At 73.3% G+C, this 21985-nt stretch carries 19 protein-coding genes and 1 pseudogene; 7 read left to right on the top strand and 13 right to left on the bottom strand.

The window, feature by feature from the left end; all coding sequences use genetic code 11:
* Positions 1–8: 8 nt before the first annotated feature.
* Positions 9–1310 (bottom strand): ATP-binding protein, encoded by a 1302-nt coding sequence (locus OG946_RS22935; RefSeq protein WP_326797895.1) that lies wholly within the window; start codon positions 1308–1310, stop codon positions 9–11.
* Positions 1311–1442: 132 nt separating this feature from the next.
* Between OG946_RS22935 and OG946_RS22930 the strand changes: the two genes are divergently transcribed.
* Positions 1443–2942, top strand: a complete 1500-nt coding sequence (locus tag OG946_RS22930; protein ID WP_326797894.1) for a PspC domain-containing protein — start codon at positions 1443–1445, stop codon at positions 2940–2942.
* A complete protein-coding gene (locus OG946_RS22925) occupies positions 2929–3369 on the top strand; it encodes a hypothetical protein (RefSeq protein ID WP_326797893.1) in 441 nt (146 codons plus the stop codon). The genes OG946_RS22930 and OG946_RS22925 overlap by 14 nt, the downstream gene beginning before the upstream one ends.
* 50 nt (positions 3370–3419) lie before the next feature.
* Here the strand turns inward: OG946_RS22925 and OG946_RS22920 are convergent, their stop codons facing one another.
* The 3 genes from OG946_RS22920 to guaA all read right to left on the bottom strand — a co-directional run bounded on the left by OG946_RS22920 (position 3420) and on the right by guaA (position 7180).
* Positions 3420–3962, bottom strand: a complete 543-nt coding sequence (locus OG946_RS22920; protein ID WP_326797892.1) for a DoxX family protein — start codon at positions 3960–3962, stop codon at positions 3420–3422.
* A 126-nt stretch (positions 3963–4088) separates the two neighbouring features.
* Positions 4089–5522, bottom strand: a complete 1434-nt coding sequence (locus OG946_RS22915) for a hypothetical protein (RefSeq protein WP_442814451.1) — start codon at positions 5520–5522, stop codon at positions 4089–4091.
* Between the two features lie 83 nt (positions 5523–5605).
* Positions 5606–7180, bottom strand: coding sequence for a glutamine-hydrolyzing GMP synthase (gene guaA / locus OG946_RS22910; protein WP_326797891.1), 1575 nt, complete (start codon positions 7178–7180; stop codon positions 5606–5608).
* 289 nt (positions 7181–7469) lie between these two features.
* Between guaA and OG946_RS22905 the strand changes: the two genes are divergently transcribed.
* Complete coding sequence (locus tag OG946_RS22905; RefSeq protein ID WP_326797890.1) at positions 7470–7796, top strand: chorismate mutase; 327 nt, start codon at positions 7470–7472, stop codon at positions 7794–7796.
* Between the two features lie 41 nt (positions 7797–7837).
* Here the strand turns inward: OG946_RS22905 and OG946_RS22900 are convergent, their stop codons facing one another.
* On the bottom strand, positions 7838–8296 hold the full coding sequence (locus OG946_RS22900; protein ID WP_326797889.1) for an ATP-binding protein: 459 nt from the start codon (positions 8294–8296) through the stop codon (positions 7838–7840).
* Positions 8297–8480: 184 nt separating this feature from the next.
* On the opposite strand from OG946_RS22900, the gene OG946_RS22895 reads away from it, so the two are divergent.
* From OG946_RS22895 to OG946_RS22885, 3 genes are read left to right on the top strand one after another with little or no spacing between them, the layout of a single operon-like run.
* On the top strand, positions 8481–9323 hold the full coding sequence (locus OG946_RS22895; protein ID WP_326797888.1) for a DUF5919 domain-containing protein: 843 nt from the start codon (positions 8481–8483) through the stop codon (positions 9321–9323).
* Positions 9320–10105, top strand: a complete 786-nt coding sequence (locus OG946_RS22890; protein WP_326797887.1) for an inositol monophosphatase family protein — start codon at positions 9320–9322, stop codon at positions 10103–10105. The genes OG946_RS22895 and OG946_RS22890 overlap by 4 nt, the downstream gene beginning before the upstream one ends.
* A gap of 15 nt (positions 10106–10120) precedes the next feature.
* Positions 10121–10501 (top strand): hypothetical protein, encoded by a 381-nt coding sequence (locus OG946_RS22885; RefSeq protein ID WP_326797886.1) that lies wholly within the window; start codon positions 10121–10123, stop codon positions 10499–10501.
* Positions 10502–10578: 77 nt separating this feature from the next.
* Here the strand turns inward: OG946_RS22885 and OG946_RS22880 are convergent, their stop codons facing one another.
* Positions 10579–11367, bottom strand: coding sequence for an SDR family oxidoreductase (locus OG946_RS22880; RefSeq protein ID WP_326797885.1), 789 nt, complete (start codon positions 11365–11367; stop codon positions 10579–10581).
* A 121-nt stretch (positions 11368–11488) separates the two neighbouring features.
* Between OG946_RS22880 and OG946_RS22875 the strand changes: the two genes are divergently transcribed.
* Positions 11489–12127, top strand: a complete 639-nt coding sequence (locus OG946_RS22875) for a TetR/AcrR family transcriptional regulator (protein WP_326797884.1) — start codon at positions 11489–11491, stop codon at positions 12125–12127.
* Between the two features lie 213 nt (positions 12128–12340).
* Here OG946_RS22875 and OG946_RS22870 read toward each other — a convergent pair whose 3' ends face one another.
* From OG946_RS22870 to OG946_RS22840, 7 genes and pseudogenes are all read right to left on the bottom strand, one after another.
* Positions 12341–12718, bottom strand: a complete 378-nt coding sequence (locus OG946_RS22870) for a VOC family protein (protein ID WP_326797883.1) — start codon at positions 12716–12718, stop codon at positions 12341–12343.
* Between the two features lie 69 nt (positions 12719–12787).
* Positions 12788–13102 (bottom strand): annotated as a pseudogene (locus tag OG946_RS22865) (ankyrin repeat domain-containing protein); the annotation flags it as partial.
* Positions 13103–13166: 64 nt separating this feature from the next.
* Positions 13167–15419, bottom strand: coding sequence for a hypothetical protein (locus OG946_RS22860; RefSeq protein ID WP_326797882.1), 2253 nt, complete (start codon positions 15417–15419; stop codon positions 13167–13169).
* A 402-nt stretch (positions 15420–15821) separates the two neighbouring features.
* Positions 15822–17447 (bottom strand): succinic semialdehyde dehydrogenase, encoded by a 1626-nt coding sequence (locus OG946_RS22855; RefSeq protein WP_326797881.1) that lies wholly within the window; start codon positions 17445–17447, stop codon positions 15822–15824.
* A 175-nt stretch (positions 17448–17622) separates the two neighbouring features.
* Entirely contained in the window at positions 17623–19218 is a 1596-nt protein-coding gene (locus tag OG946_RS22850) for a serine/threonine-protein kinase (protein ID WP_326797880.1), read from the bottom strand.
* Between the two features lie 47 nt (positions 19219–19265).
* Positions 19266–20474: an RNA-guided endonuclease InsQ/TnpB family protein gene (locus OG946_RS22845; RefSeq protein WP_326797879.1), complete on the bottom strand. Its 1209-nt coding sequence runs from the start codon at positions 20472–20474 to the stop codon at positions 19266–19268.
* 163 nt (positions 20475–20637) lie between these two features.
* Complete coding sequence (locus tag OG946_RS22840; RefSeq protein ID WP_326797878.1) at positions 20638–21888, bottom strand: APC family permease; 1251 nt, start codon at positions 21886–21888, stop codon at positions 20638–20640.
* Positions 21889–21985 lie beyond the last annotated feature (97 nt).

Here is a 21985-nt window from a genome sequence, read left to right as displayed (position 1 = left end):
GTACGCGCTCACTCCGCGCGCTCCATCTCCAGCTCCACCTCGGTGCCCCCGCCCGCCGGCGTGCGCAGCCGGGCGGTGCCGCCGTTGCGCTCCATCCTGCCGATGATGGACTCGCGTACGCCCATTCTGTCGGCCGGGACCGCGTCGGGGTCGAAGCCGGGACCGCGGTCCTTCACCGAGATGAAGACCTGCCGCCCCTCGACCTCCGCGAAGACCTGCACCGGCCCCGCCTCGCCACCGTACTTGGCCGCGTTGACCATCGCCTCACGCGCCGCCTGCAACTGCGCGCTCAGCTTGTCGTCCAGCGGGCAGTCGCCGACGCACACCACCTCCACCGGCACCCCGTGGTAGTCCTCCACCTCCGCCGCCGTCTTGCGCACCCCCTCGGCGAGCGTCCCGGGCCCCGCCCCTTCCTCCTCGTCCTTGCCGGTCCCCTCCGGCTTGTAGAGCCAGGTGCGCAGCTCCCGTTCCTGCGCGCGGGCCAGCTTGCGCACCTCGCCGGCGTTGTCCGCGTTGCGCTGGATGAGCGTGAGGGTGTGCAGCACGGAGTCGTGTACGTGGGCGGCGACCTCCGCGCGCTCCTGCGCCCGGATGCGCATCAGCCGCTCCTCGGACAGGTCCTGCACCATCCGTACGAGCCAGGGCCCCGCCAGCAGCGCCACGCCCACCAGAACCGCGAGCGACGCCTGCACCACCGCGCCGATGTGCCGCGTGGAACCCTGCATGACGAATATCGCGCTGACCCCCGCCCCGACCAGCAGCACCCCGGCCGCGCCGCGCGCCAGCGGCAGGAACTTCGTGCGCCGCGTGACCGCCGCCCACTTCGCCCGCCGCGCGTTGTCCGCCTGCCGCCACACCAGGGCCACACCGGCGCCGATGAGCAGCAGCGGCCAGACGAAGGCGTTGGAGCGGCCCAGGTCCAGGCTGCCGGCGAAGATGCCGGCGCCGACGAGGAGGGCGAGGAGGGCGAGCAGTTGTCCCTTGTCGGGCTTGCGGAGCCGCTTGCGGCCGTCGGCGTCGGCATCGACGAGCGGCTTCTCCGCCCTGCCGCCCTGGCCGAGCGGGACGACGAACCAGAAGACCGCGTACAGCAGCACGCCCAGGCCGTTCGCCAGGAGCAGGCCGATGAAGACGATCCGCACCCACGACACCGGCAGCCCCAGGTGCCCGGCGAGGCCGCGCGCGACGCCGCCGAGCCAGCGCCCGTCGGCGCTGCGGTACAGGCGCCTGACGGGCCGCTCGTACGGGTCGTACGGGCCGCCGGGCGCGGCGGCGCCCTCGGGGGCGGGCGCGGCGGTGGGGGCGGTCATGCCACGCATCGTCACACGGGTGGGGCGGCTCTGGCATCAGGGTTGGCCCCCCATCGGTCCCCGGAGGATTTCAGGGTGGGCTCGGGGTGGTCCCGCCTCCCGCACCGCGGCGGCGTCCGCCACCATGGACCCATGACGGACACGAGCCCCGGCGCGGACGGGGGTACATCCCCGGGCGCGGACGCGGGCGCGCCCCCGGACGCGGGCGCGCGGGACGCGGCGGGCGGTCGCGCCGCGGCGGAGGCCCGTATGCGTACGGCACGCGCGGGGGTAGGGGACCGGACCGGCGGCTCCGCCGCGGACCCGGCGCCCGGGACGCCCGACGGCTCCCCCCGCCGGCCTCGGCTGCGGCGCAGCCGCCGCTACAAGGTCGTCGGCGGCGTCTGCGGCGGCCTCGGCCAGTACTTCGGCATGGACCCCGTCATCTTCCGCGTCGTCCTCGGCGTACTCACCGCCACCGGCGGCCTCGGCCTCGTCGCGTACGGCTTCGCCTGGCTGCTGATGCCGCTGGACGGGGAGGACGACAGCGAGGGCCGCCGGCTGCTGTCCGGCCGGGTCGAGGGCTCGGCGCTGACGGCGCTGCTGTTCGCCATCGTCGGCTGCGGCCTGTTCCTGTCCGTGCTGAACTCGACGGACACCCACTTCTTCGCCGCCCTGCTGCTCCTCTGCCTCGGCGGCGCCGCCTACTGGTCGCACCACCGCCGGGAGGCCGAGGAGCTGGCCGCCGACGGCGTCCCCGTGGACGACGCCACCGCCCACGCCGTGGCCGACGCCCCGCCGGAGACCGCGCCGCCGCCCGTGCCGTACTCCCCGTCCTGGTGGCGCGACCCGCTCACCAAGGACGGCGACTTCCCGCCCTACCTCTGGGGCCCCGACGACGGCGCGGGCGCGGAGGACGCGGCGCCGGGCGGCCCGCCGGGCGCCGGCTTCCGCCCGCAGAAGGCGACGCCGTCGGGCGGCGGCCGGGACGAGCACGAGGCGGCCGGCATCGGCGGCTGGACGTTCCTCGCCGCCGCCGGCACCTGCGCCGTCGTCATCGGCGCCACCTGGGGCGCGGAGCCGCTGGGCACCACCCTGGCGTACGGCCTGGGCAGCGCGCTCGCCGTCTTCGGCGCGGGCTTCACGCTCAGCGCCTGGATCGGCCGCACCGGCGGCGGCACCGCCTTCTGGGCGCTGCTGACGACCGTCCTGCTGGCCGTCGCGCTGTGGCTGCCCGACACCATCACCGCGGACTGGGGCACGCGGAACTGGCAGCCGGCGGCGGCCGCGGACGTGCGCGACCGGTACGAGCTGGGCAGCGGCGAGGCCCGGCTCGACCTCAGCCGGCTCGATCTGGACAAGGGCCGGCGGGTCGAGACGGCGGCCCAGGTGGGCCTGGGCCAACTGACGGTGCGGGTCCCCGACGACGTACGCGTGGAGGTGCACTCCCGGGTCGACATCGGCGACATGCAGCTCCCGCCCGCCACCGGCAGCGAGGACCCCGGCGACGCCGACATCGACGTCTCCCCGCGGCAGGAGCGCACGACGGTGCTGGAGCCCACGGCCGGCGGGTCCGGGGGGCCCAAGGGGACGCTGGTGCTGGACCTGACGGTCTCGATCGGGCAGTTGGAGGTCCAGCGTGCGGCGTCATAGGTTCGAGCCCGCGAAGCTCGTCGCCGGGCTCGTGCTGCTCTCGGGCGCGGCGTTCGCCCTGCTCGACGCGGCGGACGCGCTGCGGCAGCCGGACTGGGTGCCGCTGGCCGTGGTGCCGCCGGGGCTCGCGCTGGCCGGGCTGGTCGCCGCCGTCGGCTACGGCGCGCGCCGCGCACGCCGGCGGGCGCGGGAGGCGCGCGCGGCGGCGGCACGGGACCGGGATGCGGACGTGGACGTCGGCGCGGACCTGCGGGGGCTGCCGATGGACGAGCTGCGCGGGACGTACGACGCACGCTTCGGCGCCCGGGACGCGGGCGGCCCGGGCGCGGACGGCTCCGGTGCGGACGACTCGGGCGCCGGTGGCTCTTCGGGGAACGGGAACGCGGACGGGGGCGGCCGGCGGCGCGGGCCGGGGAACCGGGCGTAGAAGCAGGGACGACGGGTGCGTGATCCGGAGCGGACGCCGAAGCGCCCGCGCTAGGTGAAGAGCTGCTGGCCCTTCCTGCGGCGGCGGACGGCGAGCACCGAGTCCAGCGACCAGTACGGCGCGCCCGCCAGGATCAGCGGGATCCACGCGATCATGTACGGCAGGTCCTGGCCGTAGTAGTACGGGTCCGCCGACCAGCTCATCGTGAACCACAGCGTCATCGACAGCAGCGCCCCGCCGACCGCCGCCAGCCGCGCCCACAGCCCGGCGAGCGTGCCGAGCCCCACCGCGATCTCACCGAGCGAGATGGCGATCCCGAACTCCGTGGGCGCCTGCTGCGCCAGGTCCACCAGGGCCGGGATGGCGACGTCCGGCAGGGTGTCCAGGGTGTTGTGCAGCGAGCCGGGGCCGCTGGAGTCGAGGAACGCGTCGTCCATGAGCTTGTCGAGGCCGGCGTAGACGAACGTGATGCCGAGGAAGATCCGCAGCGGCAGCAGCGCGAACCGGGCGGCGGCGGCGCGGAGGCCGCCGGGCGGCTCTCCCTGGGGCACCCTCCCGAGAACCGTGGTGCCGGACGCTTGGTCCTGTGCCATGTGTAGTCCGCCTCTCCTGCCGTGGACCGTGCCGGTGATCGCCCCGGCGCCGATACTTCATGTGTGAGAGGGGATACGTAAAGCGTTTCGTGAACGCTCAACCGGATCGGGTCGTTCGCGTCCGCTTCAGTCGACGATGTCGAGCAGGTACGGAGCGGACTCCGCGCCTCCGGCGGTGACGACCCGCAACTCCGTGCGGCCCGGCTCCACGTCCACCGGCACCGGCACCGTCAGCCGGGTGGCCGCGGGGTTGGCGAAGCCGCCGGGCACGGGGACCAGCGGCACGTGCACGTGGACGGCGCCGATCCGCACGACCACCCGCGCCAGCAGCTCCGGCGACTCGGCGCCCGGCGGCACGAAGCCGGTGCCGCGGACCTCGATGTCGTCGCCGGTACGGATCGCGGTGTGCAGGTCGCCGGGCTCGCGGACCCGGACGACGGAGAGCACGGCGGGCCGCCCGCCGTCGACGAGCCGGGCGGCCAGGTGCACCGCCGCGCTCACCGCGACCAGCGCGGCCACGCCCCAGGGCAGCCCCGGCAACTGCTCGGGCCCGCGGCCGAGTTGCACCAGGGCGAAGAGCAGGGCGGCGGCGGAGACGACGACGTACTGGATGTCGACGGCGGCGGCGCGGCCGGCGTCGTCGGTGAGCAGGTCGGCGCCGCGGGGGCGGTCGGCGCGGGTCTTGGTCAGCCCCCCGCTGCGCAGCCGGTACGCGACGACGGCGCGGGCGCCGAGGGCGGCGGCCCACGCGACGGCGACGGTGACGACGAGCCCGGCGGCACCGCCGGTGCCGGCGCCCGTGCCGGACCAGCCGAGGCCGTCGAGGAGCCGGTCGCGGGCGGCGGAACCGTCGGCGAGGGCCAGGGCAAGCGCGAGGTGCAGCAGGGCGTATCCGGCGAGCAGCGTCCAGGCGCCGGCCACCGCGCGGCCGGTCGACAGCCGGCCGTCCTCGCCGACGACGGGGGCGAGGAGCCCGCCGCGGGCGCGGTTGAGCCACGCGGCACCGGCGAGGAGTCCCGCGGTCAGCACGGCGGCGAGCAGCGCCGCGGTACGGGCCCGGGTCCAGCCGGGGCCGAGAGCGGTGAGCCCGATGACGAGGAGGAGGGCGAGCAGGCCGGCGCCGATGACGTACAGGCTGCGCCGCCACAGCGACGCCAGCCACGTCCCGCCCGCGGCGGCGCCACGCTCGGCGAGGGTGTCGGCGGAGCGGGTCAGCTCGTCGGAGACCCACTGGCGGGAGGCGCCGGGCGAGTAGGCGACGCCGGCGGGCACGCCTTCGCCGGCGGCGAAGCCGTCGCGGCGCCTGGCGAACTCGACGGCGGGGTCGGCGGGGGAGGCGCCGGACGGCGCAGGGGCAGCGCCCGTCGACGTACCGGCAGGGTCCGTCGACGTATCGCCTGACCCGCCGGACGCGGACCCCCCACCGGACGCGGCCGTGTCGCCACGTCCCAGGGCACCCGTGTCCGTGTCCGTGCCCGCACCCGCGACCGGCGGGCCGGGCTGTACGGGGACCTGTGCGGCTCCCGTAGCCGTCTCGTCGCCCCCCGCTTCCACCGCCACCTCGTGCCCCCTTGACCGCAAGCCGTCCATGTGATGAGAGCGAATTCTGCCCTACCGCCGCCGCGGCGGGGTCGCCGGGCCGCTCACTCCCACTCGATCGTCCCCGGGGGCTTCGACGTGACGTCGAGAACCACGCGGTTGACGTCCGCCACCTCGTTCGTGATCCGCGTCGAGATCCGCGCCAGCACGTCGTACGGGAGCCGCGACCAGTCCGCCGTCATCGCGTCCTCCGACGACACCGGCCGCAGCACCACCGGGTGCCCGTACGTGCGCCCGTCGCCCTGGACGCCCACCGACCGCACGTCGGCGAGGAGCACCACCGGGCACTGCCAGATGTCGCGGTCGAGCCCGGCGGCGGTCAGCTCCTCGCGGGCGATGGCGTCGGCCTCACGCAGCAGGTCGAGCCGGTCCTTCGTGACCTCGCCGACGATCCGGATGCCGAGCCCCGGGCCGGGGAACGGCTGGCGCTGCACCATCGCCTCGGGCAGCCCCAGCTCCTTGCCGACCATCCGGACCTCGTCCTTGAAGAGCCGCCGCAGCGGCTCGACCAGCTCGAAGTCCAGGTCTTCCGGCAGCCCGCCGACGTTGTGGTGGGACTTGATGTTCGCGGTGCCGGTGCCGCCGCCGGACTCCACGACGTCCGGGTAGAGCGTGCCCTGGACGAGGAAGCGCACCGGCGCACCGGTCTCCCCCGCCGCGGCCACGATCTCGGCCTGCGCCTGCTCGAAGACCCGGATGAACTCCCGGCCGATGATCTTCCGCTTCTGCTCCGGGTCGGACACCCCGGCGAGCGCGGTCAGGAACCGCTCCGCCGCGTCGACGACCTTGAGCTGCACGCCGGTCGCGGCCACGAAGTCCTTCTCGACCTGCTCCGACTCGCCCTTGCGCATCAGCCCGTGGTCGACGTACACGCAGGTGAGCCGGTCCCCGATGGCCCGCTGGACGAGCGCCGCGGCCACCGCCGAGTCCACGCCGCCGGACAGCGCGCAGATCGCCTGCGCGTCGCCGACCTGCGCGCGGACGGCGGCGACGGACTCCTCCACGACGCTCGCGGTGGTCCAGGTGGGGGCGAGGCCGGCGCCGCGGTACAGGAAGTGCTCCAGGACGAGCTGGCCGTGGGTGGAGTGCATGACCTCCGGGTGGTGCTGCACGCCGTACAGCTTCCGCTCGTCGTCCTCGAAGGCGGCGACGGGCACGCCCTCGGTCGACGCGGTGACCGTGAAGCCCGCGGGGGCGGCGGAGCAGGCGTCGCCGTGGGACATCCAGACGTCCTGGCGCTCGGGGGTTCCCGTGAAGAGGGTGGAGTCGGGGCGGGTGACGTTCAGTTGCGTACGCCCGTACTCGCGGCTTCCGGTGTTGTCGACCGTGCCGCCGAGGGCCTGGGCCATGAGCTGGAAGCCGTAGCACATGCCGAAGACCGGGACGCCGGCGGTGAAGATCGCCGGGTCGATGCCGGGGGCGTCCTCCGCGTACACCGAGGAGGGGCCGCCGGAGAGGATGATCGCCTTGGGGTTCTTCGCCAGGATCTCCGGCACCGGCATCGTGTGGGGCACGATCTCGCTGTAGATGCGGGCCTCGCGCACGCGGCGGGCGATGAGCTGGGCGTACTGGGCACCGAAGTCCACGACGAGAACGGTGTCGGGGGTCGCTGAGGTCACTGCTGCGGCCTTCCGGCGGTGGGAGGGGAGATACCGCCGAGTCTATCGGCTGGCGGCGTCTCACCATGCGGGCCGCCTTTGGCCGAGGGGGGCCGGGGGTGAATACTGGCGGCCATGCGCACGCGGAGCTTCCTCTTTACCTATGGCAACCGGCCCGTCCGGCTGCCATGGTCGTGCGCTTGAGCTGACAAGCGACTTCCCAGGCGCCCCGGGCCGGCAGGCCCGGGGCGCGCTGCGTTTGCCGCCGCCGGGCGGCGGGCTCCGGGTCCTCAACCCCAGGAGCGACGAGATGAACGCAACCCAGTCGAGCGACCGCACCACGGCCTCCGCGACGGCCGGCACCACGGACCGGACGGGAGCCCGCACGGACGAGGCGGCGACGGAGATCACGGACGCCCGCGAACGGATCGACGACCTGGACACCCGGATCATCGCGCTGGTCGAGGAACGGATGGCGGTCTCGGCCCGCATCCAGAAGGCCCGCATCGCCTCGGGCGGCCGCCGGGTGAACCTCTCCCGCGAAATGGAGATCCTGGCCCGCTACCGCGACCACCTGGGCCGCCCGGGCACGACCCTGGCGATGACCCTCCTGGAACTCAGCCGCGGCCGCGTATGACGCCCGCCGGGGCACCGGGTGAGGCCCCGGGCCGGGGCGGCTCACGTCACCTTGCCGCCCTCCGGGCCCGGCCCCCCGGCCACCGGCGCGACGACCACGGCCCACACCACCTTGCCGACCCCGCCCCGCTCGGCGACACCCCACCGGGAGGAGAGCGTCCCGACCAGGAGCAGCCCGTAGCCCCCGTCCTCGTCCGGCACGCGAGGCACGGGCCACACGCTCGACGCGTCGTGCACCTCGATCCGCACCCCGTGGTCCTGCCGTACGAAACGCGTCTGGATCTCCCGCCCCGGCGGCACACGGGCATGCACGACGGCGTTCGTCACCAGCTCCGACACCACCAGCACAGCCGGCTCCTCCAGCTCGGCCATCCCCCACCCGGCCAACGCCTTACGCAACTGAGCCCGCGCCAGCCCGACACACCCGCGATGCCTGCGCCACTGCCACTCCACCACGTGCAGGTCAGGAATGCCCGCCTGAACGGTCGCCCTACTCGGCATCTGCTATCGCCTCAAAGCTGGTACTCGGTCGGCTGCTGTGGACATGCCGCACAGTGGCATTACCGCTGGTCGCATTTCGATACCGCCCGCATCCCTCCTTCACTCTTTCCGGTATCACCTTGTATCTTCCCGGTCTCATCCGGAGTATCGTGAGGGGTTCAAGCAGCCGGGGGTGAGGCAGCCTATGGGCGAAGAAGTGGTGGCCATCAAGGCATTGATTCAGCAGCGCCACCTCAGCTACGCGGGCTTCTGCCAGGAATGGGAGAAGCCCGCGGAAGGGATTGACAAAAGACTGAGCGGCAGCCACCCTGGGCACGCCCAGTTCTACCGGTGGTTAAAGGGAGACCTTCGGAGCGGAAAGCCTCGCACCGACTCCTGCAGAGTCCTGGAGACCATGTTTCCCGGCTGGACGATCGACGAGCTTTTCGCTCCTTACCGCAAAAGAGCGTCAGACGACCACCGACAACTTCCCGACCAGGGGAATCGACACCTGGACCTGACGGGTGTCTACATGTCCCGACCGCAACTCCTCTCCGAGGTACCGCTTTACGAAATGATCGAAAATGCCTCTCTCGTTCGGGCGAGCGGCCTCTCCCTCAACCTTCTCATCCAGCATTATCCGGACGCGCAGATTCGCCGCTTGATCGAGTCCGGCACACGGTTTCAGTTGCTCTTCCTGGATCCGGGCAGCGAGGCGATGAAGGTCCGCGAGCGTGAGGAAGGGTACGACATCGGGTTCCTGGCCGGCCTCACCGAGATCAACCTGAAGATCGCGAAGGATCGTGTGCGGTCCCTTCTGGAGACAGACAAACGCGATCGAGTCGAGATCGGCATCTCGAATGAGACCCTCAGGTTCAACATCACCCTCATCGATGACGCGACCGGGGTGATCCAGCCTTATCTTCCGCAAGCCCGCGGTGTAGATTCTCCGACATTTCTGGTCGAGCGCAGGGTGCACGGCGGTGAACTCTTCCACGCGTTCGAGCAGATCTTCACCTCACTCTGGGATCGAGCGACACTGCTATGACCGACCTTGCCGATCTGCTCAAAGTCGCCGACGGCGCCGTCGAACTCGCCAAGTCCATCATCATCAGCCGCGACCCCGGCGAGATCACCGCCAAAGGTGACCGCGACATGGCGTCCGAGGTCGATTTCGCCGTCGAGGCGTCGGTGCGGGAGTATCTGGCCGACCTGACTCCGGACATCACCTTCCTGGGCGAGGAGGAGGGGAAGTCGCCGTCGGCAGGACGGTTCATGTGGGCCCTGGATCCGGTTGACGGGACCGCAAACTTCGTTCGCGGCATTCCGCTCTGCTGTGTCTCCCTGGGGCTCTTCGACGGGAAGCGCTGCGTCCTCGGCGTCGTCGACCTGCCGTTCATGGGCGCCCGGTACCACGCCGTCGAAGGCGGCGGCGCGTACCGCGGATCCAGAAGGATCCACGCGAGCGCCACAAGCGACTTGAGCGCGGCCATCGTGTCCATCGGGGACTACGCCGTCGGCCCGGACGCGCGCGTGCGCAACGAGCGGCGGCTGGCGATCACCGAGCGGCTGGCGGGGCGGGTTCAGCGGGTGCGCATGTGGGGAACCGCGGCCCTGGACCTGGTGTGGGTGGCGGAAGGGAAGACCGACGCGAGCGTCATCTTGTCCAACAACCCGTGGGACACCTCTGCGGGCGTCGTGATCGCGCGCGAAGCCGGTGCGCGAGTCGTCTCCGCGTCCGGAAGCGCACACGACATCGACTCGGGCGAGACCATCGCCGTGACCCCGGGGTTGCTTTCCCAGATCATTCCGCTGGTCCAGGAACAGTGACCTGAACTTCTCGGCATGAAAGGGAGATCCGTGGACATCGAGGCAGGCCGTATCTTTCGCGAGGCGTGGATTGCGGGGGTCAGGAAGCACTTTCCCGGAGAGCCGAAACCCGGGTACGTCACACCGTGGGAGAAGACCCCGGACTGGGAGCGGGAGGCCGCGGCGGCCGTGTGCCGTCAGGTGCGGGAGTTCATCGAGGTGTCCGGCGGCAGCACGGAGCGGCTGAGCAGAGAACAGCGCGGGCGCTTCGTCGCCATCTGCTGGATTGCGCAGATCCATCACCGCATCGAGGACCCGAAGCCGGGTTACGTCGCGGACTGGTCCGAGCTTCCCGAGTGGCAGCAGGAGACAGATGCGGACATCTTCGACGCCATCGAGCGGGCCAGCAGCCGCTAGTGCCGCATCGGCCTGTGCCGGTGAAGCAGCCGTATGGGACGTCCCGCGACCGCACGCCCCCATACTGCAATGCCGGCTCAAGCTGCGATGTCGGCTTCGGGCTGGAGTGCAGGGCCGAGCAGCAGGCCCCCGTCCAGGACGAATTCCGAGCCCGTAGCGAAAGATGCGTCCTGGGAGGTGATGAAGAGCAACAGGCGGGTGATCTCAGAGGGTTCGGCGAGACGGGGGATGGCGAACGGATCGGGCGAGTAGAAGTCGGCGATGGCCGGCTGGCCTGCGACGGTGGGTTCGTTGATCAGTGGTGTGGAGACGACGCCGGGGTGGATGGAGTTGACCCGGATGTTGTCCCGTCCCAGCTCCAGCGCGGCCGTCTTGGTCAGTCCGCGCACGGCCCACTTGCTCGCGGTGTAGGGGGCGTAGAAGGCCGTGCCGGCGTGGGCCATGGTCGAGGCGATGTTGACGATGGTTCCGCCACCGCCCCTGCGCATCGACGGAGCCACGGCCCTGATGCCGAGGAACTGGCCGGTGACGTTGACGCTGAAGGTGTGCTCCCAGGTGTGGAGTTCGGTGTGCTCGATAGGGGCCGCCGGGTTCTGGACGCCCGCGTTGTTCACCAGGACGGTGATCGGCCCGAAGTGGCCTTCGACGTCTCGAACCACCGCCGCCCAGTCGTCCTCACCGGCGACATCCAGGTGGACGGAGAGAGCCCGACGACCGAGCTGAGCAGCGAGATCGCGGCCGGCGTCGTCGTCGCGGCCGGCGATGACGACGTTCGCCCCCTCGGCGTGGTAGCCGTGCACATGACTGCTGCCCATGCCCCCGGTGCCACCGGTGACGATGACGGTCTGGCCCTCAAAGCGCCCCATGATGCTTCCTTCCAGGCTTACATAGTGGTGAGCCGAGTGACTCACCTCCTCTCTCAAGGTAGGATCAGGACTAGAGGTGAGTCAAGTGACTCACCTCGCAGTGAGAGGCATACTGGAGGTCATGACGGCACAGCCTTCGGAATACCACCGGCGCGTCGCAGCTCAGAAGCGGACGTCCATCATCGAGGCGGCGACGAAGCTGTTCCTCGACTCCGGCTACGACGGCACCTCGCTGGCCCGCATCGCGGAGGCGGCCGGAGTGTCGAGGGCGACGCTGTTCAAGCAGTTCACCACCAAAGCGGCCCTGTTCGAGGCGATCGTCACCGAGTACTGGAAGGTCGACGACGGGGAGGCACCCCTCCCCGAGCCGGGGAACCTCCGCGCAGGGCTTGAGACCATCGGACGCCGATACGTGGCGCTGCTCACCCAGCCCGGCATGGCCGCCCTCTTCCGCATCGTCATCGCCGAGGTACCGCGCTTCCCCGAGCTCGGCGAAACCCAGTTCAAGCTCGGCAAGATGCCCTACTTCGAATCGGTCCGCCGCTACCTGGCAGCGGAGAACGCCGCTGGTACAGCCCGGCTTGACGATGCGGAGATGGCGGCGACCCAATTCCTCGGGATGATCTCCAACTACGTGTTCTGGCCGCGGATGCTGCTCGCAGGCTGGGAACCTGACGACTCCGCCCTCACCAACGCGGTCGACCAAGCGGTGCTGACCATGCTCGCCCGATACGGCGCGCCGGGGACCCGCGACGCCTGAGACCCCAGGTGCCCCCACCGCTCTGCGGCACCACCCGATACCTCCCGCACAGGCAGGCCCTCGACCCGTCGAGTACACAGTCGCTCACCCGCGACGCCGGATGCGGATTCCCTGCGGTTCAGCGATCACGGGCGGAGTCTCGCCCGACCGGCCGCGAGCATGCCGACGGATTTCCGACGTCACGTTCGTCACGCGTGGGGGCGGCCCTTCGGGTTACCTCGTGCCGGCTACGCCGATCAGATGGCCCTCCGGGTCGGTGAAGTGGCCGACCACCAGGGTTCCGGGGGTGCCCTCCGGGCCCATGCGGCGGGTGCCGCCCAGGGTCTCGGCCTTCCGGAGTGCGGCTTCCACGTCGGGGACCCCTACGTAGAACAGGACGCGGCCCTCGTAGTCCTCGCCGCCGCCGACGCCGCCGTTGATCCCTCCGTCCGTCGTGCTGCCGTCCACGAAGCCGTAGTTGCCGGGCTGGGAGACCGCCTCGGTCGCCGCGTCGCCTACGCCGAACTCCCAGCCGAACAACTCGCCGTAGTAGCTCCGGAGCTTCTTGGGGTCGCGTCCGATGATCTCGAAGTGCACCACGGGGTTTCCCATCGGATGTCCTTTCTGCGCTGATTACCGGGTCGCCCATCATCGACCCGGGCCGGCGGCGAAAGTCATCGGTCAGGCGCGTTCCAGCAGCGCGGCGATCTCCGTGAAGCCGCGGTTGGCCGCGTGCCGGAGGGGCGTCACGCCGTCCTTGTCGGCGATGTCCGGGTCCGCGTCGGCGGCGAGGAGGAGCGCGACGATCTCCTGGTGGTCCTTGCCGCCGTCGCCGAGGATCACCGCTTCGAGGAGGGCCGTCCAGCCGAGGTCGTTGACGTGGTCGACGTCCATGTCGGTGTGCTCGGTGACCCAGCGGACGTACGCGACGTGGCCGCGTTCCGAGGCCGGGATCAGCGACGTGCCGCCGAAGCGGTTGGTGACCGTCAGGTCCGGGGCACGGGTCACCCCCATTTCGTCGCACCCGCGCCGGAGGCGCGTCGCCGGGGTGCGCTGCGCCTCAGGAGATCGGGTCCGGGCCCGCCTGGGGCGTGGTCGGGCGGGAGGGCGGGTCGGCGGGCGTGGGGGCGAAGAGCGGGGCCAGCGCCGCCAGATCCAGGGCCTGCAGCGCCTCCGCCAGCGTGCTGCGGGGGCGGCGCGTGCCCGCCGTGCGCAGCACGCCCGTGAGCGGTCTGGCGTCCGCGACCGCCAGCGCCGCGGCGATCGCCTCCGCCGTGTCCCGTACCTCCGCGAACTGCGCCACCCGCCCCGTACCGCCCCGCGGTGCCCGCTCAGGACCGCCGGGCGCCGCCGCGCCGCCGCCGCCGGGCGACGCGCTCTGCGCCACGTCCCGTACGGTCGCCGCCACCGCCGCGCCCGACGCGCGCCACGTGAACTCCGCCGTCCGCTCCCCACCCCGGTACACCGCGATCCCCGCCGCGCCGTCCGCCGCGTACAGCGCCACCGCGGGCCAGCCCTCGCCCCGCGTCATCGCCGCCGCGGCGGCGAGCAGCGCGTCGGGCGACGGCGGTTCCCCCGCCGCCGTACGGCCCCGCGGCCACCGGCCCGCTGCCCGCCCCGGCACGCGCACCGGCGCCCGGCCCGGCTCCGGGCGCTGCCGGGTGCGCAGTTGGGCGCAGGTGCGGGCGCCGCCGGTGGCGGTCAGGCGCAGCCGCAGGTCCGCCGCGTGGGCCGCCCTGGCGACCGCGGCAGGCGGGGCGGTGCAGACGACGATCCCGGCGTACGGGGCCGGCTCGGGCCGGGCGCCGGTGCCGGCGGGCCCGAAGGCCGCGCCGGGGCCGGGGGCGTTGTCGGGGCGGGGGCCGAAGAGCGGGACGCGCCGGGCGAGTTGGGCCCGTACCTCCTGGCGGGCGAGGAGGAAGCGGCGCCGGATGGCCTCGGCGTCGTCTCCGGGGTGCGCCCAGGGCACGCCGCGGGCGTCCGAGCCGACGGCGCGGAAGACCTCCAGCGCCTCGTCCCAGCGCCGGGCGCGGACGAGCGCGGCGGCGAGGCAGTTGCGGAAGCCGGCGGCCTCGGGGTCGCCGGGCTCGTAGTGCGCGGACAGCTCCAGCGCGCGTTCGACGGCCCAGGTGGTGGACGAGCCGGGGGCGGCGGCGGGGTCGGGGCCGCCGGACCGTGCGCTACGGGCCCGGCACACGCCCAGCGACGCGGCCTCCAGCGGCAGCGCGTGCAGCAGCGACCCCGGCAGCGCCTCCTCCGCCGACTCCTCCGCGAAGACCATCAACTCCTCGACGTCCGCGTCCCCGACGATGGCGAGGTAGTGCAACGCCGCGACGTGCGCCCCGTGGTGGCCGGGCGCGCGGACGACCGCCTCGGCGAACCGGGAGACGAACGCCTCCCGCGGCGCCCGTACGGCGGTGGCGTGTTCGAGGGCGATGCGCCACGGCACAGGATCGCCCGGCGCCTGGGCGGCGGCCAGCCGGACGAGGGGCAGGACGTCGCGCAGCACGGCCCGGGGGTCGGTGGCGGGAAGGCCGCCGGCGCCGTACGGTCCCCGGGACCGCCGCCCGCCGCCAGCGCCGGCCGCACCGGCGGGTCCAGCGGTTCCGGCAGTTCCGCCCGGTCCGGTACGGGTATCCCCGCGGTCCCCCGGCGCCGGGCCCACCCCCGGTCCGGCGCCGGGGTCGGCCCCCGCACCGGCGCCCGGCCCCGCCCCCGTACCCGTACCCGGCCGGCCGTGCTCCGTTCCCGAACCTGGCCGTCCGTACCCGGGCCCCGCGCCCGGCACCCCGTACCACGGCCACGACTCCGCGTCGGCCACCCCGGACCACGCGCCACCCGCCCCGTCACCGCCCCCGGCACCGGCGTCCTCGGCGGACCCCGCGCCCGCCCACGGCCCCGGCACCGCCCCGCCCCGCCGCCGTACGCCCCACCCCTCGAACCGGCGTCTGCGCGGCCCGTACCGCTCCACCCGCCACGCCCGCAGCAGCCGCTCCGCCTCGACCACCGCCGCGTCCCCGCACTGCGGGTCCCACTCCCGCCACCGCCGCAGCCACCCGCCGTCGTCGAGGGCCGCGGTCGCCAACTCCGCGACGTACGTGTCCCGCCGCTCCCACTCCGCCGCCCGCCCGGCACCGGCGAGGAGTTCGCGGGCCGGGCGGAAGTCGCCCGCCTCGGCGGCCGTGAGTACCGCCCGGACGCGGTGTCCCGGAGCGTCCAGCAGGACGTCTTCGTCGAGGGGTAAGTCGGCGCCGACCCAGGAGTAGTGGCGCACCACGCGCGGGAACGTCACAAGGGGCCGGAGGAAGTGCATGGCACTGCATTCAAGGCCATACGAACCCCCGCGTTCCAGACTCCTACGGTGACGATCCGATATCCGAAGGGGAGTCCGGTCCATCCAGTCACAGAATGGTTTCAGCAGGAGGGACGGGCAGGGGCAAATCCGTTCTCACCGGTCACCCGGTCGGCGTCCGGGTGGCGTGACCGCCGCCACACCCGGTTCGTTGAACCGGACGCGGTGACCGGAGGCAGGGGACAGCTTCCCGGTCCCGGCAGGGATGCGGCCGGCTCCGGGGACGCCCGGACCGGTCGCCCCGCGCCCCCGCCCGCGCGCCGACCGGACCGGTCGCCCCCCGCGCCGCCGCCCGCGCGCCGCCCCCGGGTGCGCACCGCCCGCGTACGCGCCGCGCGCGACGGCTCCGTACACACACCCGCCTCAGCGGAACCGCAGCGCCTTCAGCGCCCGCAGCCCGCGGCTCATGAAGGCCGCGTAGCTCTTGTCGTCGTCGTACCGCAGCGGCCCCAGCGCGAACGGCGCCAGCGGTACCACCCGCTGCTGCGCCACCGTCTGCGACTCCGTGTACTTCAGGATCCCCTCCGAGCCGTGCCGCCGGCCGACCCCGGAGTCCTTCATTCCGCCCGCGGGCGCCTGCACGCTGCCGTACGCGGCCACGTACGCCTCGTTGACGTTCACCGTGCCCGCCTGGATCCTGGCCGCGATCCGGCCGCCCCGGCGGCCGTCCTTCGTCCACACGCTCGCGTTCAGCCCGTACGGCGTCGCGTTGGCGCGCGCGACGGCGTCGTCTTCGTCACGGAAGCGGTAGACCGAGACGACGGGCCCGAAGGTCTCCTCGTCGCAGACGGTCATGCCGGGCTCGACGCCGTCGAGGATCGTCGGCTCATAGAAGTACGGGCCCACATCGGGCCGCGCCCGCCCGCCGGCCAGCACCTCGGCGCCCTTGCCGACCGCCTCGTCCACGTGCCGGGTGACGGTCTCCAACTGCTGCGCGCTGACCAGCGAGCCCATGTCGGCGCCGTAGCCGAGGGTGTTGCCCAGCCGCAGGGCCCTGGTCCTGGCGACGAAGCGGGCGAGGAAGGCGTCGGCGACCGACTCGTGCACGTACAGCCGCTCGACGGAGATGCACAACTGCCCCGCCGACGCGAACGCCGCGCGCACCGCGCCCGCCGCCGCCTTCTCCACGTCGGCGTCGGCGAGCACCAGCATGGGGTTCTTGCCGCCCAGTTCCAGCGAGGCGCCGACGAGCCGGGCCGCGGCGCCCTGGGCGACCTCGCGTCCGGTGCGGGTGGAGCCGGTGAAGGAGACGTAGTCGGCGTGCCGGACGATCTCGGGGCCGACGACGGGACCCGGGCCGATCACGACCTGCCACACCTCCTCTGGCAGCCCGGCCTCGACCAGCTTCCGGCGCGCCCACAGGGCGGTCAGCGGGGTCTTGGAGTCGGGCTTCATGACGAGCGCGTTGCCCGCGACGAGGGCGGGCAGGGCGTCGCCGACGGAGAGTTCGAGCGGGTAGTTCCAGGGCGCGATCTGGCCGACGACGCCGCGCGGGTGCCGCAGTTCGGTCACCTTGGTCAGCGTCGGCAGCGCGCCGGTGTGGCGCTTGGGGCCGAGGTAGGCGGGGGCCCTGCGGCCGTAGTGGCGGGCGGCCACCGTGACGGACTGCACCTCCTCGTGGGCGTGCAGCCGCGCCTTGCCGGTCTCCAACTGCACGAGGTCCAGCACCTCGTCCTGGTCGCGCAGCAGCAGGTCGTGGAAGCGCAGCAGCACGGCGGCACGCTCGCGTACGGGCCTGGCCGCCCAGGCGCGCTGCGCGGCGCGGGCCCGCTCGAACGCGGCCTCCACGTCCGCGGGTCCCGCCTCCGGCACGTCGGCCAGCACCTCGCCGGTCAGCGGGGACCGGACGGCGACGGTGCCGGTGCCGGCGACGCCGCGGGTCAGGCGCTCGACGAGCGCGGGCGTGACGAACTCGGCGGCGACGGCGCCGGCGGTGCGGGCGCCGTCGGAAGCGGAAGCGGTGGGGTTGCCTACGGCGGTCTCCGTCATAAGGCCGAGGGTAGGACTCCGGCGGCGCCTTTGGATACCTGCGGGTAACCGAATTCCGCCAGCGATTGCTGGCTCATACGTGCGGGGCGGTACCGGCGCCGGGCACGGCCGGTGCTGCGGCTCCCGCCGGGGCACCGGCGGGAGCCGGGGCGTACCGAGGGCCGCCCCGCCCCCGTCACAGGTCCTGGATGTCGAGCGAGTCGACGACCTCCTCGAAGACCCGCTCGCCGTCCCGCTTGCCCTCGCCCGCGGCCGGCATCTCCACGGTCAGGTGCCAGCCGATGTTGTCGTCGTTGACGTAGAAGAACTCCCGGCTGCGCATCTCGGTCTCGGTCTGGTACCCCTCGTCGCGGGTCCACGTCGTGACCATCTCGGCGGCGTCCTTGCCCCGGTACTCGAACTCCTTGACCGACCCCTCGACGTCGGAACTCAGCTCGGTGCACCCGATGGTGTCGCCCTTGTCGCACTCCAGCGTCTGGTTGGCCTCGCTCAGCGCGCTGTCCTCGTTGCCGGAGGAGCGGGTGAGCCACAGGCTGGGCGTGCCGCCCGGGTCCGTGTACGTGACCGTGCCCTCGTCGACGCTGCGCTTGTAGTCCTCCGGCACCGCCAGCGACGCCTTGAGCTGTTCCGTCTCGTCGTACGTCTTCCAGCCCTCCGGCGCGCCGTCGCCACCGCCGAACGGGTTCGCCAGCGTCAGCACCAGCGCCGCCGCCACGGCTATCGCCCCGCCCAGCACGGCCAGCCTCCCGCCGCGCCCCTTCGGCAGCGCCGCCGCCAGCTTCCCGCCGCGCCCGCCGCCCGCGCCGCCGCCCACCGGGGCGATCATCGTCGGCGCCGGCACCGGCCTGGCTACCGCCTCCAACTGCCGGCGCACCTCGTCCGGCGCCGGCCGCGCCGCCGGGTCCTTGCGCAGCAGCTGCATCACGACCGTGCCCAGCGCCCCGGACCCGCGCGCGGGCGCCGCCGGTTCGGCGGAGAGCACGGCCTGGAGCGTCGCCGGCGCGGTCTGCCTGCGGTACGGGGACATGCCCTCCACGGCCGCGTACATCACGACGCCCAGCGACCACAGGTCCGACTCGGGACCCGGCCGCTGGCCGAGCACCCGCTCCGGCGCGATGTACTCCGGCGACCCGACGAACGCGCCGGTCTCCGTCAGCCCCTGCTCCCCCTCGATCTGCGCGATGCCGAAGTCGGTGAGCACGACGCGGTCGTGCCGGCCGAGCAGCACGTTGTCGGGCTTGACGTCGCGGTGCAGGATCCCCGCCTCGTGCGCGGCGGTCAGCGCGCCGAGCACGGCGACGCCGATGCGCGCCACCTCGCGCGGGTCGAGGGTGCCCTCGGTGAGCTGGTCGCCGAGGGAGCGGCCGCGGACCAGCTCCATCACGATCCAGGGCCTGCCGTCCTCCATCACCACGTCGTGCACGGTGACGACCGACGGGTGGTCGATCCGGGCCGCGGCGCGGGCCTCGCGCTGCATCCGCTCGTACGCCGTCTGCCGCGTCCGCTCGTCGAGGTCGGCGGGCAGCCGGGGCTCCTTCACGGCGACGTCGCGGTCGACGACCTCGTCGTGGGCCCGCCAGACGGTGCCCATGCCGCCGGCGCCGAGGCGGGCGGCGAGGCGGTAGCGCCCGCCGATCAGCCGGCCTACCGCGGGATCCGCGACTACCTGCGTGGCCGCGGCCTCCTGCGCCGCGTCCCCGGCGTTCTCGTGCGGTGGCCGCAGGCCGTAACTCGTGGGCTCGTCCCCCACCTTGTCCCCCTCGTACGTCATGGCACCATCATTGACATCCTCGCCGTCCTAGAGTCGGCGATCCCCGCCTACCGCGCCGTTGAAGGCTGCGGTGTCGGGCGGGTTCCCGCTTCGCTGCGCGGTGCCGGTACGAGTACCGGTCTTACCTGCGCTCCACGGGCTGTCACGGCCAGTCCGGCCGCCTTGGCGACGTTGACCGCCGCGTTCACATCCCGATCCAGGACGGCCCCGCACGCCCTGCACGTCCACACACGGACGTGCAGAGGCTTAGGTCCGTCCTTGACCCCGCACTGCGAGCAAACCTGTGAGGTCGGCTCAAACCGGCCGATGCGCACGAAAGCGCGCCCGTACCGTGCGGCCTTGTACTCCAGCATGCTCACGAACGCCGACCACCCGGCGTCGTGCACGGACTTGGCCAGACGTGTACGGGCTAATCCCTTCACCGCCAGGTCCTCCACGGCGACCGCTTGGTTCTCACGGATCAGCCGGGTGGAAAGCTGGTGATGGAAGTCGCGCCGCGCGTCCGCCACTCGGGCATGCGCACGAGCGACCTTCGCTCTGGCCGTGTCCCTGTTATTCGAACCCTCCTCCTTGCGGGACAGGACCCGCTGCGCCTTCTTCAGGCGCTTCTCGGCGCGGCGCAGGAACCGGGGCGAGTCGACCCTCGTGCCGTCGGAGAGGACCGCGAAATGACCGAGGCCGAGGTCGATGCCGACCTCGGGCGTCGTCCGCGGCAGCACCTCGGACGGGCCGGTCTGAACGACGAAGGACGCGAAGTACCGGCCCGCGCTGTCCTTGACCACACTCACTGTGGACGGGGCAGAGGGCAGCGCGCGCGACCACCTCACCCGCACGTCGCCGACCTTCGGCAGGCGCAGCTTCATCCCCGGCGTGATCGACCAGCGGGCGTTCGCCGTGAACCGCACCACCTGACGGGTGTCCCGCTTCGACTTGTACCGGGGCGCACCCACGCGCGGACGCTTGCCCTTCAGGCCCTCGAAGAAGTTCCGGTACGCCGCGTCCAGATCCCGCAGAGACTGCTGCAACACGACGGCGGAGACCTCGCCGAACCAGGCCCGCTGCGGAGTCTTCTTCGCCTCGGTGATCAGCCGCCTGGACAGCTCGCCGGTCTTCGGGAATGGTTGCCCCTCGGCGCGGGCAGTCTCCCGGGCCCTGAGGGCGTCGTTGTAGACCACCCGCGCACACCCGAACGCCCGCGCCAGCGCCGTGCGCTGACCGGCGCTCGGGTATAGGCGGAAGCTGTACCGAAGCTGCACACCGAGCACGATACACAGTTGGTTTATCGGTACCGATGAGAATGTTCGCACAGGCTGTCACGGATTCCGCATCCACGTTGAAGTGGTCTTCAGGGCCAGGCAGGGCCGCGGGGCGGGGTCCCGGCGGTGGCCGAGCCCGCGGGTCCCCTCGTCCCCGTCGTGATCACCGCTCCGCCCACCGTCCCCGTACCGCATACGCCACCGCGCCCGCCGCCAGCACCCCCGCGCCGGCCGCCACCGACGCCGGCGGCAGCGAGAACGCCAGCACCACGCACCCCGCAAGACCCACCGCCGGCACCACGCGCGGCGGGCGGCCCTCCTGGGGACGGAGCGTCCACGCCGAGGCGTTGGCCACGGCGTAGTACAGCAGCACCCCGAACGACGAGAACCCGATCGCCCCGCGCACGTCCACTGTCGCAGCCACCACTGACACCACCGCGCCGACCGCCAGCTCCGCCCGGTGCGGCACCCGGAACCGCTCGTGCACCGCGGCAAGACCGTGCGGCAGATGGCGGTCCCTGGCCATCGCGAGCGTCGTACGGGAGATCCCGAGGATCAGCGCCAGCAGCGACCCCAGCGCCGCCACCGCCGCCCCGGCCCGCACCACCGGCTCCAGCCACCCCGCGCCCGCCGCCGACGCCGCGTCCGACAGCGGCGCCGTCGCGTGCGCGAGACCCCCGGCGCCGAGAACGGCGAGGACGGCCACCGCCACCGCCGCGTACGCGACGAGCGTGATGCCCAGCGCCACCGGCACCGCGCGCGGGATGGTGCGCTCCGGGTCGCGCACCTCCTCGCCGAGCGTGGCGATCCGCGCGTACCCGGCGAACGCGAAGAACAGCAGCCCGGCCGCCTCCAGCACCCCCCACACCGAGGTGTCGCCCCCCGGCTGCAGCCGGTCCGCCTCGGCGGCGCCGCTGGTCAGCGCCGCCACGACGACGGCGGCCAGCACCGCGAGCACGGCCGCGACGATCACCCGGGTGAGGAGCGCGGACTTCTGCACCCCGCGGTAGTTGACGGCCGTCAGCGCCACGACGGCGGCCACCGCGACGACGTGCTTCTGCTCCGGCCAGGCGTACGCGCCGACCGTCAGCGCCATCGCCGCGCACGACGCGGTCTTGCCGACGACGAACGCCCACCCGGCGAGGTAGCCCCAGAAGGGGCCGAGGCGCTCGCGGCCGTAGACGTAGGTGCCGCCGGAGGCGGGGTAGCGGGCGGCGAGGCGGGCGGAGGAGGTGGCGTTGCAGTACGCGACGACGGCGGCGGCGCCGAGCCCGATGAGCAGCCCGGAGCCGGCGGCGCGCGCGGCGGGCGCGAGGGCGGCGAAGATCCCGGCGCCGAGCATGGCGCCGAGGCCGACGAGCACGGCGTCGGTGACGCCGAGGCGGCGGGCGAGCGGGGTGGCCTGGTCGGACATGGGCGGGAGGGTAGCGGAGGGAGGTGACGGGAAGGGGGCGCGCGGGGGCACGCGGGGGGCGTGTGGCGCGTACGGGACGGAAGGGGCGGGTCCGGCC

This window comes from Streptomyces sp. NBC_01808 (genome assembly GCF_035917395.1).
GTDB lineage: Bacteria > Actinomycetota > Actinomycetes > Streptomycetales > Streptomycetaceae > Streptomyces.
This window is presented reverse-complemented; position numbering and strand designations above follow the sequence as displayed.